The following is a 15462-nucleotide window of genomic DNA, read 5'->3' as shown; positions in this document are numbered from 1 at the left end:
CCCGTCAATGCTTCTTGGAAAATTAGCGGTTCGGCAAGTAAGTTTGATGGCCACGATCCCTAGGTCAAGGTTCCCCTAACGGATTGCAATGATCGCACCGTTGTCAAGCACTGGCACCGTGCTCGATGAGTTTCTTTCGAGTGCTACGTCGACATCGTCCTCGAACCCCATGGCTTGAAGTTCCAAAGCGCTCGCGCAGCCGCGAATCGTTGCGCTGAGGTTTTTAGACCTCATTACATACAGGTCATCAGCACAGCTTGCTTCAGGGGTCATCAGCTCTCTAAACCCACGGGCTGTCAGCTCAGACAGGATGACCCCTACACCTAAATAGTCTTCAATTGCAGGCCGCAATGAACCATCTGATGGCCATCGTTCCCCGGCGGCGATGATGGCAACGCTTTCCCCTAGTTCTAAACGTGCTTGAAGAAATTCAGCTACCGCAGAAGCATTGCGCAGGCAGCCTGCGATTACGTGGGTTTTTGCTTCATCAAGCCGTGTCGTAATCGTGGAACCATTCGGGGATGGCAGGACAATGCGCTGTCCGAAGTTTCCTCGGAGCAAAGCTGAAGGAGACAAAGTTGGTAAATTCGATTGGGAGCTTGCCTTTGCTTCAAGGCGGCCCACTGCCAGAATGGCTTCTTGCTGGCGGGCAAATTCCTGGGCCTTCTCGTCTTTCCACCGATACGGAAAAACGGTCATGCCACGATCCACCGCGACGCTTACTGAAGTTTAGAAGCTCAAGACATCGACAACCACTGCCGTGTCGATATCAAGGGCCATCGCCCCTGACGCGCCCCATTCGAATCTCAGCCGATGGCCGCTCTGGCGCAGTGGGTCAGTCGTCAACGTGTTCACGCGTCAACCTCCTAATTGAATTGTTCGTGCTTATGGCCAGCCATCATGAGCGAACGGACAAGGGCTAGTAGGTACGCATCGAAGTCCGCAATCGCCTAATTGCGAAACGTGATTTTCAAGCGCCCTCGCCGCCATCTGCTCCGTTGCAAAAGTGCTATCTGATGACCAAGAGTGGGCCTTCGTCAGTCGTCGGCGGCTCGAATTTCCGAAAGTACTCCGTGGCTTCCTGTTCAGATAGCCGCCAATCATCGGCTTGTCTGCCATGTCTGCCGCCGAGGCGGCTCAAAATCGTTTCTAGATCGGTGGCGAGGTAAATAGTTTCAGGCGTTACTCCCAAGGGCGCAAGCAGTGCCCTGTATTCATCACGCTGGCGTCGAAACCAAAATCCGAAATCGAGAACGACGTCGCGCCCCTCTTCCACAAATTTCAGCAAACGAGCTTTAAGGTCGACAGCAACCTCAGCGACGACATCATTAGTCGGCATTGTTGTAATGCCGCGGTTCCAGAACTCCACTTCGAACGACAGCCGTTCCCAACCTAAGCGTTCCAATCGTTTCGCGTACGTTGTCTTTCCGGCACTTCCGGGCCCGCACATCATCACTACTCGTGGGTCTTGCCCATTCGCCGCTCCCATCCAGCCAACACTACTCGTCGCTGCGGCCTGGGAAAGCTCTTGCCGAGAGTCGAATTGAAATTTTGAGCATTGATGCAGGACGCATTAGCTAGGAATGTTGTGCTGTTCCCCTGCCAGGATGAACACATGGAAGCAGCTGATTTCTACACCGGGATCGTCCCCGAGGTCTACATTGCCCTGAGGGGACGCATTTTAGCTCGGATCAATATCGGTAGTTTATCCAAGATCATGGGCAGCCAGCACTCGAACTAGGCTGCGGTGATAACGGTCCGTTTTATGAACGGGCGGCTGCCGGTCTAGATATTGTAGGTGTCGACTCATCTTCAGACATGATTGTTCGAGGTCGTGAACACTTAGAGCGAGAAGGAATCACCGCGCAGATCCTTCACCAGAAGATGGAAGAACTGAATCTGGAAAGCACCATCGCCAGCATCTAACTTGCAGGACCGACTTTCAATCTGCCCCCAGACGACACCGCCGCGCTGAGCGCCTTGAAGGCCATCGCAAGCCACCTCCAAATCAATGGAGCGGCACTAATTCCATTGTGCACTCCCCCACCGACTCCACCCGAACTCATCGGAATTACGACTGTTTCTCAATCGGCACTTGGACAAGCTCGGTACCCCATCATCGATGAAAACCACGACCAAGACCAAAGGACTCGTGCAACACGCGTCAAATGTGAACTAGTCACCGAGAACGAGAAACTAACGGCAACCCGCGAATGGATCATCCACTGGTTCTCAGAGGAGAAGTTCCGTAAATTGGCGACAGCTGTTGGTCTTCAGGCTACGTTCACTGGGCTGAATTTAAAGCAAGTCGAAGCAGTATTACGGCGAGTATAAGCAATAGACCTTCAACTCGGCTGCATGAACAAGGGCTGTAACCGCCTAGGTACGATGGGCTCATGAAGCTATTCAGACCGGATCGCCCTTGCGGTACCGGGGTGCTAGTGCTTGCAGGATCAAGCGGACGTATCGACTATGGTCGGGCTGAGCTATTGTCGGATCATGGCGCACTGAGTATGCCGCTGCAATGGTTCGGATCCACGGGCCTTCAACCAGGTCCGTGGGAGGTCCCGATTGAAACTTTCCTCGAAGCCCTAGATATCCTCGCGCCCGAGGTTGATCAGCTGGCGATCGTCGGCACCTCATTCGGAGCCGAGGCGGCGCTTATCACCGGATCAATTGACCAAAGGGTCAATGCTGTCGCCGCGTTCGCTCCAACTTCGGTAGCGTGGTCCGCTTATGATTCAACGGCAAAACGAGCAACCTCTAAATGGACTTATGGTGGTGAGCAGCTTCCCTGCCTTCACATACGTAGACCGAAGCACATGCCTGCAACTGACGTTGATGGGTACCTTCCAATTTATGAATTCTCAATACAGACGGCGAAACGCGAACAGCTGGAATCAGCTACTATCGCGACTGAAAAAATTGCAGAAATCCTGCTCGTTTCCGGTGGTGATGACAAAGTCTGGCCTTCGGCTCTGTTCGCTGAAGCCATCCAGCGACGACGGACATCCTTTGAACTAGAAACAGACCATGTATACATGGAAGCTGCGGGGCATCGTGCCACCCTTCCCGGAGAAGAAATCCCACCAACTGGTTTGCGTGATATCGCCCGTGGTGGAAGCCCTGCTGCCGACGCTGAGCTAGGCAGACGAGCCTGGCAACCTTTGCGCAGGATCCTTAATCTGAACGTTGAACGCTCGTAGGATTTCCGAAGAATTGCTCTGTCTTAAACTAGGCACAATTGACTTACTGATAATCCGGCACCGTGGTTACCGAAGATCTCAAGCTTGTACTCGCTAAGCTGCATCACGCTACATAAGCTGGTGGTAATTCTGCCACTCGATCATCAACGATTTCGTGCATATGAAAAACGTCAAAGAGTTGCCCCTCGTTCAGGAACATCGTGCGGTACCCAAGAATCCTAAATAATGCCTCGAACAATTGCTTGCACATCTGTTCGGTGATCTGATTCTGGGTCTTGTACTCCATGGACACTAGTTAGTACTCTCAGTGAAGTGCCGATCGGCACCCTGCTACGAGGAGAGCTCATGTCATTTCAGGCCTATCTGGACACTATCGAGAAAAAGACTGGTCTCACCCCGAGACAATTGGTGGATATCGCACATGAGAAGGGACTCGACCAATCTGGAGTCAAAGCAGGTGAGATCCTCACTTGGCTTAAAGACGACTATGGTCTCGGACGCGGCCACGGCATGGCACTTGTACACGTGATCCAGAAAGGTCCGACCATCAGCAGCAAGCACGTCGGCTCAGATGGTATACATCGGGATGCTTCCGAGGCCCTCTGGCTCGACGGAATCGCGAGCAAACCTGTAAGTTAAGGCTTTTCCCTTGGGTTCACTGGCAACTGACTGCCATGTTCAAAGTCAGGAAATAGGCGTTGGTGCGCAACTCGACGAAGTTGCCATACTTGGAGACACCGTCGCCCCGTGGTGATAAGGATCCGCTCATCCTAGCCTCCTCGACACCGGGGGTAGAAAGAGAACGGGCCCGCCTCTCATCTAGAGAAGCGAGCCTTCGTTCTGGCATGTGCGCCTCGGTTGTCACCGTCGGCGCTAGGGCGAAATGCGACTACACGTTGAAGCGGAACTCCACGACGTCGCCGTCCTTCATGATGTAGTCCTTGCCTTCGATGCGGGCCTTGCCCGCAGACTTGGCATTGGCTACCGAACCGGCGGCAACCAGGTCGTCGAAGCCGATGACCTCGGCCTTGATGAAGCCGCGCTGGAAGTCGGTGTGGATCACGCCGGCGGCCTCAGGTGCGGTGGCGCCCTTGCGGACGGTCCAGGCGCGGGATTCCTTAGGACCTGCGGTCAGGTAGGTCTGCAGGCCCAGGGTGTCGAAGCCTACGCGGGCCAGCTTGTCCAGCCCTGACTCCTCGATGCCTGCATCTTCGAGCATCTCCAGAGCCTCGTCCTCTTCCAGCTCGGCCAGCTCGGCCTCGAACTGGGCGTCGAGGAAGATCGCTTCGGCCGGGGCAACCAGCTCGGAGAGCTTTGCCTGCATCTCCTTGTCGGCCAGGCCAGCTTCATCGGTGTTGAACACGTAGATGAACGGCTTGGTGGTCATCAGCTGCATCGGGGCCAACTCGTCCATATCGATGCCTGCGGCCTTGCCGGCGGCGAACAGGGTCTTGCCCTCTTCGAGCACCTTCTGGGCAGCCAGCAGGTTATCCATGAAGGACTTCTCGATCTTCTTGCTGCGCAGCTCCTTTTCAAGGCGCGGCAGCTGGTTTTCGATGGTCTGCAGGTCGGCGAGGATCAGCTCGGTGGCGATGGTCTCGATGTCCGACTCCGGATCGACTTTGCCGTTCACGTGGATCACATCGTCGTTCACGAACGCGCGGGTCACCTGGCAGATGGCGTCGGCTTCGCGGATGTTCGCTAGGAACTTGTTGCCGAGGCCTTCGCCCTCCGAAGCGCCCTTCACGATGCCGGCGATGTCAACGAAGGAGACGGTGGCCGGCAGGATGCGCTCGGAACCGAAGATTCCTGCAAGCACCTTCAGGCGCTCGTCCGGCAGCGGCACGACGCCCACATTGGGTTCGATGGTTGCGAAGGGGTAGTTGGCCGCCAGCACCTGGGCACGGGTCAGCGCATTGAACATGGTGGACTTGCCGACGTTGGGCAGTCCGACGATTCCGATAGTAAGAGCCACGGGAGAAAATTCTACCTTTGTTAGAGGGGGTAAATAATGGTGAAGCTTTTAGCGCGAGTCCGGGCGGTGTCCGCGGCCGCCCAGGGCACGGTCGTCGTCGCCGGCTTCCTTGAGCTTTCCGCGGATCTCCTTGGGCAGCGAGAAGATGATGTCCTCTTCCGCGGTGGTGACCTCTGAAACGTCGTTGAAGCCGTATTCGGCCAGCAGGTCCACTACCTCGCGGACCAGCACTTCAGGCACCGAGGCGCCGGAGGTGACGCCCACGGTGGACACGCCCTCGAACCAGGACTCGTCCACCTCGTTGGCGAAGTCCACCCGGTAGGCGGCATTGGCGCCGTGGTCCAGCGCCACCTCGACCAGGCGCACCGAGTTCGAGGAGTTGGCCGAGCCGACCACGATCACCAGTTCCGCCTGCGGGGCGATGTTCTTGATGGCCGCCTGGCGGTTGGTCGTGGCATAGCAGATGTCGTCGCTGGGCGGATCCTGCAGGTTCGGGAAGCGCTTGCGCAGCCGGCGCACGATCTCCATGGTCTCGTCAACGCTCAGGGTGGTCTGCGAGAGCCAGATCAGCTTGTCGGGGTCCTTGACCTGGACGGTGTCGGCTTCTTCGGGGTTGTTCACGATGGTGGTGACCTCTGGCGCTTCGCCGTAGGTGCCTTCCACTTCCTCGTGGCCTTCGTGGCCGATCAGCAGGATCTCGTAGTCGTTCTTGGCAAAGCGCACGGCCTCGCGGTGCACCTTGGTCACCAGCGGGCAGGTGGCGTCGATGGTGCGCAGGCCGCGGTCCTCGGCCGACTGGACTACCGCCGGGGACACGCCGTGGGCGGAGAAGACCACCAAGGCGCCCTCCGGGACTTCTTCGTTTTCTTCCACGAAGATCGCGCCGCGGGATTCCAGCTCGGAGACCACATGCACGTTGTGCACGATCTGCTTGCGCACGTAGACCGGCGGGCCGTAGTGCTCCAGCGCCTTCTCCACCGCCACTACCGCACGGTCGACGCCGGCACAGTAGCCGCGCGGGGCCGCCAGCAGCACCTTGCGCTCGGTGACCTCAGGAGAGGCAGCGAGGATCTGCGCCGGGGTGCGGCGAAGGCGCGGGACGCGGGGCATCGAAAGGGATACCGGAACGGATGTGGAAGTAGCCATGCTTCTATTCTACGAAGCCCATGCAAGTTAGTGCATGCTCATATGAGGCGAACCACATTCGCGGCTCCGGCGTCTTGGCCCGCTCCCGGGGTGTCGGCCTCATGGTGTAGCGTCGCGTGTATGGAAAACCAGCAGTCGGCAGGCCCCGCCTCATCCCTGCCGCCCACCGCCGCACAGACCAGCGCCGAGAACCCCTGGCCGCTGCGGGTGCTCTCCGAAAAGCTGAAGATCCACATCGAGAACTCGCCGGTCACCTGGGTTGAAGGCCAGCTGCTGGAAGCCAATGTGCGCAACGGCCACGCCTACCTCACGCTGCGCGACGTGGACGTGGACAATTCCTTCTCCGTGACCGTCTGGGCCTCGGTGATGCGCACGCTGGACTCCACCCCGCAGGTCGGCTCGCGCGTGGTGGCGCGGGTCAAGCCGAGCTTTTACGCCAAGACTGGCAGGCTGTCGCTGAACGCCTCCGACCTGCGCCCGGTGGGACTTGGCGAACTGCTGGTGCGCCTTGAGCGCCTGCGCCAGGCACTGGGCGCCGAGGGCCTGTTCGACGCCGAGCGCAAGCGCAGGCTTCCGGTGCTGCCGGGCAAGATCGGGTTGATCACCGGCCGCGACTCGGATGCGGAGAAGGACGTGGTGCGCAATGCGACGCTGCGCTGGCCGGCGGTGCAGTTCCGCATCATCAATACAGCAGTCCAGGGCGTGGACGCGGTCCCCCAGGTCATCAAGGCGCTGCATGAGCTGGATGCCGATCCCACCGTGGAGGTGATCGTGATCGCCCGCGGCGGCGGCGCCCTGGAAGACCTGCTGCCCTTCTCCAACGAGGACTTGGTCCGCGAGGTCGCGGCCGCGCACACCCCGGTGGTCTCAGCCATCGGCCATGAGGCGGACCGCCCGATCCTGGACGATGTGGCCGACCTGCGAGCCTCCACCCCCACCGATGCCGCCAAGCGCATCGTCCCGGACCTGAATGAAGAATTCGCCGGGCTCGATGCGGCTCGGCAGCGCCTTGACCGCGCGGTGAACACCCTGCTGCAGCGCGAAGGCCAGCTGATCGCCTCGCTGCGGGCCCGGCCGGTGCTTGCCAACCCCCAGGTCATGGTCAGCAGCCGCGCCGAAGATTTGGAGCGCTGGCGCGAACGGGCCACCGCCGTCTTTTCCCACCGGGTGCAGCGGGCCGGAGATGAGATTTCCCATCTGCGGGCGCAGATGCGCGCGCTCTCCCCGCAGCAGACCCTGGACCGCGGCTATTCGGTGACCCAGCTGGCCGACGGCCGGGTGCTGCGCGATGTGCGCGATGCAGCGCCGAATGACCAGCTGCGCATCCGCGTGGCCGCAGGCCAGCTCACCGCAGCGGTCCACGACATCTTCCCTGCAGAAGCACCCGCCGAAAGCAACTAGTTTGGAGTCCAGAATGAATACCCAGATCCCCCAGGACATTGCAGAACTTTCCTATGAGCAGGCCCGTGAGGAACTGATCAATGTAGTCAACCAGCTGGAGACCGGCGGAGCCCCGCTGGAGGCATCCCTCGCGCTGTGGGAACGCGGCGAGGCGCTGGCCGCCCACTGCGAAAACTGGCTGGCTGGCGTGTCCCAGCGCCTGGAGGCGGCCCGCGCCAAGCACCAGGACAACGAAGGCTAGACCCCTTTAGCGGGCGGCTTCCAGCCGCGTTTTCTCGGCGGCCACGTCGAACTTGGCCGCAGGCCACTGCGGGTTGATCTGCCGCAGCTGGGCCAGGAGCAGCTCTGCCACGCACAGCCGCGCCCGCCATTTCTGGTCTGCCGGGATCACGAACCACGGGGCCGATTCGGTATCGGTGCGGTTGATCGCGATCTGGTAGGCCTTCTGGTAGTCATCCCACAAGAGCCTGTCTTCCACGTCGCTGGCAGCGTACTTCCAGTACTTGTCCGGGCGCTCCAAGCGTTCGGAGAGCCGTGCGAACTGTTCGTCCTTGCTGATGTGCAGCATGATCTTGATCGGGTGGATTGCCCGGTCCCGCAGCCGCTTCTCGAAGTCGACGATCTTTCCGTAGCGGGACTCCACCTGGGCTTCGGTGCTCAGCTTCTGCACGCGGTGGATCAGCACGTCTTCATAGTGCGAGCGGTCGAAGACCCCGATCCGGCCCCGGGCTGGCAGCCGCTTTTCCACGCGCCATAGGAAGTCGTGGCTGCGTTCTTCTGGACTCGGCGCCTTGAAGGCGTAGTGCTCCACGCCCTGCGGGTCGAGCATGCCCATCACATGCCGGACGATGCCGCCCTTGCCTGAGGTATCCATGCCCTGCAGGATCAGCAGCACCGAGTCTTCCAGCTCATCTTGCAGCGCCTCGGCGAAGAGCCGCTCCTGCAGGTCGGAGAGTTCGCCGGCCAGCTCCTTCATGCGCGAAGCCGCCTGCTTCTTGTCCTGAGGTGCATCCTCGGGCCACCAGTCAGGATTCTTGGTGGCCCGCTGCTCCAAGCGGATTCCCGGGTCGGCGCGCAGGCACTTGATCAGATTTGCTGGGTACGAACTCATCAACGGCTCCTCAAAGACGGCTGGTGTTGGTCTCTACCCTAGTCGCGATGGAAGTGCGCGCGAAAGGCTTGAGAAATCTAGGCAATGCCGTTGGCAGGTGTTAACAGCGGCGGGCGCCGTGAAAGTCATCAACTTTCACGGCGCCCGCTCTCGCGTGTTGGATCTAGGCGTGGGCGCGCCAGTCCTCCAGGAAGGTGCCGATGCGGCCCACCGCGTCGGTCAGGTCCCGCACATTGGGCAGGGTGACCAGACGGAAGTGGTCCGGGCGCACCCAGTTGAAGGCGGTGCCCTGGGAGATCAGGATCTTCTGGCTCTTGAGCAGTTCGAGGGCGAACTTCTCGTCGTCGTGGATCGGGTAGACCTCAGGGTCCAGCTTCGGGAACATGTACAGCGCACCCTTCGCCTTCTGGACCGAGATGCCCGGGATTTCGCGCAGCAGGTTGTACGCCGCATCGCGCTGCTCCAGCAGACGCCCGCCGGGAAGGATCAGGTCGTTGATCGACTGGTAGCCGCCCAAGGCGGTCTGGATTGCGTGCTGCGCTGGAACATTGGCGCACAGGCGCATGTTCGTGAGCAGATTGATGCCTTCGATGTAGTCCGCCGCCTGGTGGCGCGGCCCGGAGATGGCCATCCATCCGGCGCGGAAGCCGCACACGCGGTAGGCCTTGGACAGGCCTGAGAAGGTCAGCACCAGCACATCGTCGGCCAGGCCGGCGGTGTTGATGTGCACCGCATCGTCGTAGAGGATCTTCTCGTAGATCTCGTCGGAGAAGACGATCAGCCCGTGCTTGCGCGCCAGCTCCAGGATGCCTTCCAAAGTTTCCTTCGGGTACACGGCTCCGGTGGGGTTGTTCGGGTTGATGATCACGATGCCCTTGGTGCGATCGGTGATCTTGGCTTCCATGTCCTCAAGGTCAGGCAGCCAGCCCTCTTCTTCCACGTTCAGGTAATGCACCGGGGTGCCGCCTGCCAGGGAGACCGAGGCGGTCCACAGCGGGTAGTCGGGCGCCGGGATCAGCACTTCGTCGCCGTTGTTCAGCAGCGCGTTCAGGCTCAGGGTGATCAGTTCGCTCACGCCGTTGCCCAGGTAGACGTCGTCCACGCCGATGGTCTGGATACCGCGAGTCTGGTAATACTGGGAGACCGCGGTGCGGGCCGAAAGGATGCCGCGCGAGTCCGAGTAGCCCTGGGCGTTGGGCAGGTTGCGGATCATGTCGACAAGCACCGCGTCGGGCGCCTCGAAGCCGAACGGCGCGGGATTGCCGATGTTCAGCTTCAGGATGCGGTGGCCCTCGGCCTCCATGCGGGTTGCATGCTCAAGCAGCGGCCCGCGGATGTCGTAGAGCACGTTGTGCAGTTTCGTCGATTGTTTGAATTCCGCCATGGGTACACTTTCTCACGTCAAGCGCGTTCTTCGCGCCTTGGTTACCGTTGGGTTGCGCTAGTTGTCGATGAGCCATTTCCAGCGGTTGGCCGCATCCTGCGGTGAAACGCTGTTAGGACCTGCAGCCAATCGGTTCAAGCCGATCACTGCTTCCTGGCTCAGCTGCCTGGTCGTGTCTTTGATGCTCTTGGCGGCGTCCTCGTCCACTGCCTTGCCCAGCAGCGGCATGTAGGGGGCCGCGTCGAAGAGCTGCGAGCTGCCGTCGATGATCTTGAAGCCCTCGTCCCCGATGAGCGCATCCTGGGCCGACAGGGCGACCACCTGGTCCACCGAGGTCCGCAGGGTGCCGGGCAGCGCGCTGGCCTTTTCGGTGGCGAACTGCGGCTTGGCGCAGCCGGCCTTTTCCAACGCGGTTTTCAGTCCGGTGCTCGGCCCTGCGTCTCCCACGAAGGTCAGCTTGCCGCAGGCGGCGGCCGCGGTGGGCACCGAATCGATCTTGTATTCGGCAGCTTCAGCAGCGGAAATGACCATCACCTTGCCGGCGTTGGCGGCACTCAGCGGTGAAGCGGTGAAGCCCAGGTCCTGCTGGTTGATGGTGTTCACCAGATCGGCGGCTTCCTCGATGGACAGGATCCCGTCCTCGCCGCGCGGATCTGCAGCGGGCGCCAGCTTCACCGCATGCACAGCGGTGTCGATGGCTATGTCCGCCTGCCCCTTGGCCACCTGCTCATAGGGTGCATCGGTGGACTTGGCGATTTTCACCGTATATCCCTGATGCTCCAGGGCGTCCGCGTAGACATGGCCAACCGCCTTGCTTGTTGCATCGGCGGGAAGGGCCATGGTCAAGGTGATATTGCGGCTCGGCTGCGGCTGGGCTTCGTTCTGCCCGCCGGCGGTGCAGGCGGCCAGCGACAGGCTCAGCGCACACACTGCTAGGGCAGCAAGGGATACACGTGGGGATTGTACAAACTTCATCTCCCTTGCCATTTTAGGCCAGCCGCCGTTTATTCCGGGGTTGCGCGCGCCGGGCGGCGCGGATTCTGCGCAGGTTCGCCGCTATCGTCCAGGCGCCAGCCGCAGCATCGCGTCCACACGCTCGATGCGGTTCAGCTTCTTGATTTCCTCGCGGGTGAACCAGGCGGCCTCGCTGGTGGAGCCGTCGACTTCTGCGCGCAACGCTCCCCCGGCCAGCTGGGCGCGGTAGGTGACCGCAACGGTCTGCATCGGATGTCCGTCCCCGGAGTAGCGCTTGGCCGCCGGGATCACCCCGGTGCTCACGTCCAGCAGTTGCAGCTGGTCCACGTGGTAGCCAGTCTCTTCGAGCACCTCGCGCTTCACCCCGTCCTCAATGGGTTCTCCCAGCTCCACGCCTCCGCCGGGCAGCGACCAGCGCGGAATGAACCTGGGGTCGCGGCGGCGCATGTCCCACAGGGTCAGCAGGATCCTGCCTTCGTGCTCCACCAGCGCGTAGGCCGCCAAACGGGTATCGTAGAGTTCTCCGGTAAGCTCGCTGCGTCGTGTCATGCCTACCAATATATCCGCATGTCGCACGCAGTTTGTGCGGGCGGGCGAATCGAAGTAGTGCCCGTCTGCCACGGAGTGTGATGAAATATTCTTATGTCATCGCAATCTGAGCAGTCCCACGGCGCCGATCTCGACGAGATTGACCGAATCATCATCGACGAGCTGGTCGCCAACGCGCGCATTTCCAATGCGACCCTGGCCCAGCGGGCGGGAATTGCCCCGTCGACGGCGCTGTTGCGCACCCGGGCGCTGGTGGACCGCGGCATTCTCACCGGATACCACGCAGAAGTTTCCCTGCGCAGCGTGGGGCGCACTGTGCAGGCGCTGATCTCCGTTAAGCTGCGTGCCCACGACCGCGAGAAGATTGACGCATTCGTGGCGCGTATTCCTCAGCTGCCAGAAGTGCTTTCCATGTTCCACGTCTCCGGAGGCACCGACTACCTGCTGCACATCGCAGTGAGCAGCACCGAAGCGCTGCGCGACTGGGTGCTTGACAACCTCGCCACCGACGAGTCGGTGGGCCATACCGAAACCACGCTGGTCTTCGCCCACCACCGCGGCAATCGCGGACCGCTGCCGGCTGAAGAAGACTAGGTCCCCGCGCACATAAAAAAGGAAGAACCCTTGCGGGTTCTTCCTTTTTTATGTGCTCAAGTTTCCTAGGCCCGGCGGCGCTGCATCACGTCGTCCAGGTTCAGGCGGCTCTTGGGACCGGTTGGCTTCGGCTCTGCAGGTTTCACTTCTGCCGGCTTCACCTCTGCCGCCGGTTCGGCAGGCTTCTCGATGGCAACCTCAGGTGCAGACTTGGCCGCAGGCGCCTGGGCCGACTCGCGCTTGGCTGCCACGCTGGCCACCGCTGCGCGGTCCTCCGCGGAGACTTCGCTGGCGATGCGTTTGGCGCCTTCGGAGGCCTTGAGGCTGATCGGCTTGCTTGGCCGCAGCGGCTCGGAGACCGGGATCGGCTGCGGGCTGACGCGGGCCGCAATTTCCTTCTGTGTGGATTCGCGCACCTGAACGTAGGTAGGCAGCGGAACTTCCTTCGGCTCCCAGGTTTCAGGCTGCTTCACGCCGCCCAGGCCGTGGGCTACGCGCAGTGCTTCGGCGCGCAGCTCCTCTGCGGTGATGGCAGGGGCCTTAAGCGATGAACCCGGGCGGGCGTCGAAGACCTTCTCTTCGACGTCCTTGCGGATCACCACATGGTTTTCTTCCTGGGCAATTGCAGGGGTCTGCATGGCGCGCTTGCGGGTGGCCTCAAGATTCTCAAGCAGGCGGCGGTTGCGGTCGCGCACTGCCAGCACGCGCAGCGCGGCGAAGGAGCCGAAGCCTACGAGGAAGAAGATGCCCACGGTGCCAAAGCTCAGAGCGGTGAATGGCGCGAGGACCAAACCGACCACTGTGGCGATGATTGCCAGCAGACCCAGCAGGGCGAGGGACAACCGGCCATAGCGCACGCGAATCTTGTACTCGGAAGCAGACTGTGCCTTCGAAGCGTTAAGTGACGTGCCAGCCATGTGGGTCCTCCATCACCGATGGGTTCGGTCAGTTCTTAAATAAGGAACCTGGTGCGGCTCCTCACGTCAACACTATGCAACAGCGCCGGTATGAGCATGCACATGTGTAGGCGTGTTGCGAAGTTTTCGCCCACTGTATGTGCTCCTCAGGTGAGGATTTATGGTTTAGCCATCAATTCGCCGCATTCATTCGCAGATACGTTCGAGCATCGTAGTATCCAGCTCTTCGCGGTTCAGCGCAAACGTCCGGTGGTCGCGCCACTGGCCGTCGATGTGCAGATAGGCCCGGCGCAGCCCTTCATCGCGGAAGCCGAGCTTATGCACCACCTTCAGGCTCGGTTCATTTTCCGGCCGAATGTTGATTTCCAGCCGATGCAGTCCCAGAACTCCGAAGCAGTAGTCGACTACCAGCGCGCAGGCTTCCGGCATCAGCCCGAATCCTGCATGGCTGCTGTCGATCCAATAGCCGATGGAAGCAGTGCGGGCCGCTCCCCACTGCACCCCCGAGACGCTGACCTGCCCGATGATCGGAGGCTTGCCGCTGTGCAGCTGCGGCAGCGTCAGCACCCATGAATAGCCTGTCCCCTCGCGCGCGGCAGCATTCTTCTCGCGGATCATCTGCTTGAAGGTCAGCGTGGGCGGCGGGCCCTCCGGAGTGGTCGGGTCCCAGGGCTTGAGCCAGGCGAGGTTTGCATAGCGCAGCATCGAGAATTCCGAGGCATCCGCCACGGTCAATTGGCGCAGCAGCAGCCGCTGCGACTCAAGATCTGACACGCCAGCACCGCGGCGCCATAAACCACTCATGAGCACCATCGTATAGTCACCGGTTGCGTACAGTTGACTGCATGGATCAGCAGTCGAAGAAATCAGCGCGCGCCGCGGTGCGCGAAGCACGCAAGAACCTTCCGGACACTGTGCGCACCGAGCGCGCAGGACAGATCAGCACGCATGTGCGCGAGTACCTGGCGGCGTTGACCCCGGTGGTACGGTCGGTGGCGCTCTACAACTCGCAGCCCGATGAGCCGGATACCGAGACCCTGATGCGTCAGCTCTTCGATGACGGCATCAACATTTACCTCCCGGTGTGCGAGCCCGAATATCAGCTGTCCTGGGTCCGCTGGGAACCGGGAATCGAACTGGAACGCAGCCCGCGAGCACCGGTCATGGAACCGGTGGGCCAACGCTTCGGAGTCGAGCTCTTCGAGGCCGAGGACGGAATCAGCACGCTGTTCATCCCGGCGCTGTCCATCGACTCCAACGGCTACCGGCTGGGACAAGGCGGTGGCTACTACGACCGCTTCCTGCCGCGCATTGCCCATACCCCGGTCCAAGTGGCGGCGATGGTCTTTGACGAGGAGTTCGTCCCGGCAGGCAGCTATGAGCTCAACGAATACGACACCGCAGTTGATCTGGTGATCACCCCTGCTGGGGTGCACCACATCATCGACTAATCCACAGCTCGCCGCCGGCGGTGCATCCACGAGGCGGGTGCGGGCTGTACTTGGTGCATGAGCCTCTTTGCAAAATCCCGAGCACCCGTCATCCCGCGCCCCAAGCTGCGCCCGGTGCGCACCCGCAGCGAGGTGCTACGCCGCTACCGCCGCCCCGCCGGAATCGCCTGCCTGCTGCTGGCGGCGGCTGCGGCCCTGAACCTCCTTGCCGACGGCCAGCTGGGACAGCGAGAGATCGTGGTAGCGGTGGCAGACCTGCCGGCGGGCGTGGTGCTGACCTCCAGCGATGTGCAGCTGCAGCAGATCCCGGCCGATGCGAATGACCATCAGCTGCTCACCGATGTCCAGGACCTGGTGGGCCAGCGCCTCGCGGTGGCTGTCCCGGCTGGCACCGCGCTGCGCGACTATCTTTTGGTCGGACCGCAGCTGTTGACCGGTTCGCCCCAAGGAACTGTGGCGGTGCCGATCAGGCTCACCGACGCCGCAACCGTAGGGCTGATCCATCCGGGGCAGCTGGTGGACATCGTACTGACCACCGGCGACGGCTTTGAAAAAGAGATCCGCTCGGAAACCATCGCCCACGCGGTCCCGGTGCTCTGGGTTCCAGCAACGGCGAAAAGCGAGTTCGGAATGCTCTCCCCCAGCGCCACATCAGGAGACGGAATCATTGTGGTGGCCGCTGCCTCCACGCTGTCCGACGACCTGGCAGGTTCCATGTCCCGTGGAAAGGTTTCGGCGGTGCTGGTGAATTAG

General features: G+C 61.2%; 19 protein-coding genes. 9 read left to right on the top strand and 10 right to left on the bottom strand.

Going from position 1 to position 15462, the window contains the following annotated elements:
* Nucleotides 1–75: 75 nt before the first annotated feature.
* Both AUR04nite_RS15605 and AUR04nite_RS15600 read right to left on the bottom strand, forming a co-directional pair.
* Nucleotides 76–699 carry a 2-phosphosulfolactate phosphatase gene (locus tag AUR04nite_RS15605; RefSeq protein WP_218024696.1) on the bottom strand — a complete coding sequence of 208 codons (624 nt, stop codon included), beginning with the start codon at nucleotides 697–699 and terminating at the stop codon, nucleotides 76–78.
* A gap of 310 nt (nucleotides 700–1009) precedes the next feature.
* Nucleotides 1010–1450, bottom strand: coding sequence for an AAA family ATPase (locus AUR04nite_RS15600; RefSeq protein ID WP_281285135.1), 441 nt, complete (start codon nucleotides 1448–1450; stop codon nucleotides 1010–1012).
* Nucleotides 1451–1615: 165 nt separating this feature from the next.
* On the opposite strand from AUR04nite_RS15600, the gene AUR04nite_RS18460 reads away from it, so the two are divergent.
* The 4 genes from AUR04nite_RS18460 to AUR04nite_RS15585 all read left to right on the top strand — a co-directional run bounded on the left by AUR04nite_RS18460 (nucleotide 1616) and on the right by AUR04nite_RS15585 (nucleotide 3845).
* Complete coding sequence (locus AUR04nite_RS18460) at nucleotides 1616–1741, top strand: hypothetical protein (protein WP_281285134.1); 126 nt, start codon at nucleotides 1616–1618, stop codon at nucleotides 1739–1741.
* Nucleotides 1708–1926, top strand: a complete 219-nt coding sequence (locus tag AUR04nite_RS18550) for a class I SAM-dependent methyltransferase (RefSeq protein WP_141366894.1) — start codon at nucleotides 1708–1710, stop codon at nucleotides 1924–1926. Before AUR04nite_RS18460 ends, AUR04nite_RS18550 begins: the two co-directional genes overlap by 34 nt.
* 470 nt (nucleotides 1927–2396) lie before the next feature.
* The gene (locus tag AUR04nite_RS15590) at nucleotides 2397–3206 is read left to right on the top strand and encodes an acyl-CoA thioester hydrolase/BAAT C-terminal domain-containing protein (protein ID WP_141366824.1); all 810 of its coding nucleotides are present in this window, start codon (nucleotides 2397–2399) and stop codon (nucleotides 3204–3206) included.
* A gap of 345 nt (nucleotides 3207–3551) precedes the next feature.
* Nucleotides 3552–3845: a DUF4287 domain-containing protein gene (locus AUR04nite_RS15585; RefSeq protein ID WP_141366821.1), complete on the top strand. Its 294-nt coding sequence runs from the start codon at nucleotides 3552–3554 to the stop codon at nucleotides 3843–3845.
* A 250-nt stretch (nucleotides 3846–4095) separates the two neighbouring features.
* Here the strand turns inward: AUR04nite_RS15585 and ychF are convergent, their stop codons facing one another.
* On the bottom strand, nucleotides 4096–5181 hold the full coding sequence (gene ychF / locus AUR04nite_RS15580; RefSeq protein ID WP_141366819.1) for a redox-regulated ATPase YchF: 1086 nt from the start codon (nucleotides 5179–5181) through the stop codon (nucleotides 4096–4098).
* Between the two features lie 48 nt (nucleotides 5182–5229).
* Complete coding sequence (locus tag AUR04nite_RS15575; protein WP_141366816.1) at nucleotides 5230–6327, bottom strand: 4-hydroxy-3-methylbut-2-enyl diphosphate reductase; 1098 nt, start codon at nucleotides 6325–6327, stop codon at nucleotides 5230–5232.
* A gap of 120 nt (nucleotides 6328–6447) precedes the next feature.
* Between AUR04nite_RS15575 and xseA the strand changes: the two genes are divergently transcribed.
* On the top strand, nucleotides 6448–7728 hold the full coding sequence (gene xseA, locus AUR04nite_RS15570; protein WP_141366814.1) for an exodeoxyribonuclease VII large subunit: 1281 nt from the start codon (nucleotides 6448–6450) through the stop codon (nucleotides 7726–7728).
* A 13-nt stretch (nucleotides 7729–7741) separates the two neighbouring features.
* Nucleotides 7742–7969 carry an exodeoxyribonuclease VII small subunit gene (locus AUR04nite_RS15565; RefSeq protein WP_141366812.1) on the top strand — a complete coding sequence of 76 codons (228 nt, stop codon included), beginning with the start codon at nucleotides 7742–7744 and terminating at the stop codon, nucleotides 7967–7969.
* A gap of 6 nt (nucleotides 7970–7975) precedes the next feature.
* Here AUR04nite_RS15565 and AUR04nite_RS15560 read toward each other — a convergent pair whose 3' ends face one another.
* The 4 genes from AUR04nite_RS15560 to AUR04nite_RS15545 form a co-directional block, all read right to left on the bottom strand.
* Complete coding sequence (locus tag AUR04nite_RS15560) at nucleotides 7976–8839, bottom strand: PPK2 family polyphosphate kinase (protein WP_141366810.1); 864 nt, start codon at nucleotides 8837–8839, stop codon at nucleotides 7976–7978.
* 163 nt (nucleotides 8840–9002) lie between these two features.
* Entirely contained in the window at nucleotides 9003–10223 is a 1221-nt protein-coding gene (locus AUR04nite_RS15555) for a pyridoxal phosphate-dependent aminotransferase (protein WP_141366808.1), read from the bottom strand.
* A 57-nt stretch (nucleotides 10224–10280) separates the two neighbouring features.
* On the bottom strand, nucleotides 10281–11198 hold the full coding sequence (locus tag AUR04nite_RS15550; RefSeq protein WP_170184244.1) for a glycine betaine ABC transporter substrate-binding protein: 918 nt from the start codon (nucleotides 11196–11198) through the stop codon (nucleotides 10281–10283).
* 81 nt (nucleotides 11199–11279) lie between these two features.
* Nucleotides 11280–11747, bottom strand: coding sequence for an NUDIX hydrolase (locus AUR04nite_RS15545; RefSeq protein ID WP_141366804.1), 468 nt, complete (start codon nucleotides 11745–11747; stop codon nucleotides 11280–11282).
* Between the two features lie 93 nt (nucleotides 11748–11840).
* Between AUR04nite_RS15545 and AUR04nite_RS15540 the strand changes: the two genes are divergently transcribed.
* On the top strand, nucleotides 11841–12341 hold the full coding sequence (locus AUR04nite_RS15540; RefSeq protein ID WP_141366801.1) for an Lrp/AsnC family transcriptional regulator: 501 nt from the start codon (nucleotides 11841–11843) through the stop codon (nucleotides 12339–12341).
* 65 nt (nucleotides 12342–12406) lie between these two features.
* Here AUR04nite_RS15540 and AUR04nite_RS15535 read toward each other — a convergent pair whose 3' ends face one another.
* Both AUR04nite_RS15535 and AUR04nite_RS15530 read right to left on the bottom strand, forming a co-directional pair.
* A complete protein-coding gene (locus tag AUR04nite_RS15535) occupies nucleotides 12407–13258 on the bottom strand; it encodes a hypothetical protein (protein WP_141366799.1) in 852 nt (283 codons plus the stop codon).
* A 186-nt stretch (nucleotides 13259–13444) separates the two neighbouring features.
* Nucleotides 13445–14062, bottom strand: coding sequence for a GNAT family N-acetyltransferase (locus AUR04nite_RS15530; protein WP_141366797.1), 618 nt, complete (start codon nucleotides 14060–14062; stop codon nucleotides 13445–13447).
* 41 nt (nucleotides 14063–14103) lie between these two features.
* On the opposite strand from AUR04nite_RS15530, the gene AUR04nite_RS15525 reads away from it, so the two are divergent.
* On the top strand, nucleotides 14104–14709 hold the full coding sequence (locus tag AUR04nite_RS15525; RefSeq protein WP_141366795.1) for a 5-formyltetrahydrofolate cyclo-ligase: 606 nt from the start codon (nucleotides 14104–14106) through the stop codon (nucleotides 14707–14709).
* Nucleotides 14710–14766: 57 nt separating this feature from the next.
* Nucleotides 14767–15462, top strand: coding sequence for an RcpC/CpaB family pilus assembly protein (locus AUR04nite_RS15520; RefSeq protein ID WP_141366793.1), 696 nt, complete (start codon nucleotides 14767–14769; stop codon nucleotides 15460–15462).

Source organism: Glutamicibacter uratoxydans, from assembly GCF_006539925.1.
Classification (GTDB): Bacteria; Actinomycetota; Actinomycetes; order Actinomycetales; family Micrococcaceae; genus Glutamicibacter; species Glutamicibacter uratoxydans.
Note: the sequence above shows the minus strand (reverse complement) of the source record. Positions and strands in the feature narration are given on the sequence as shown.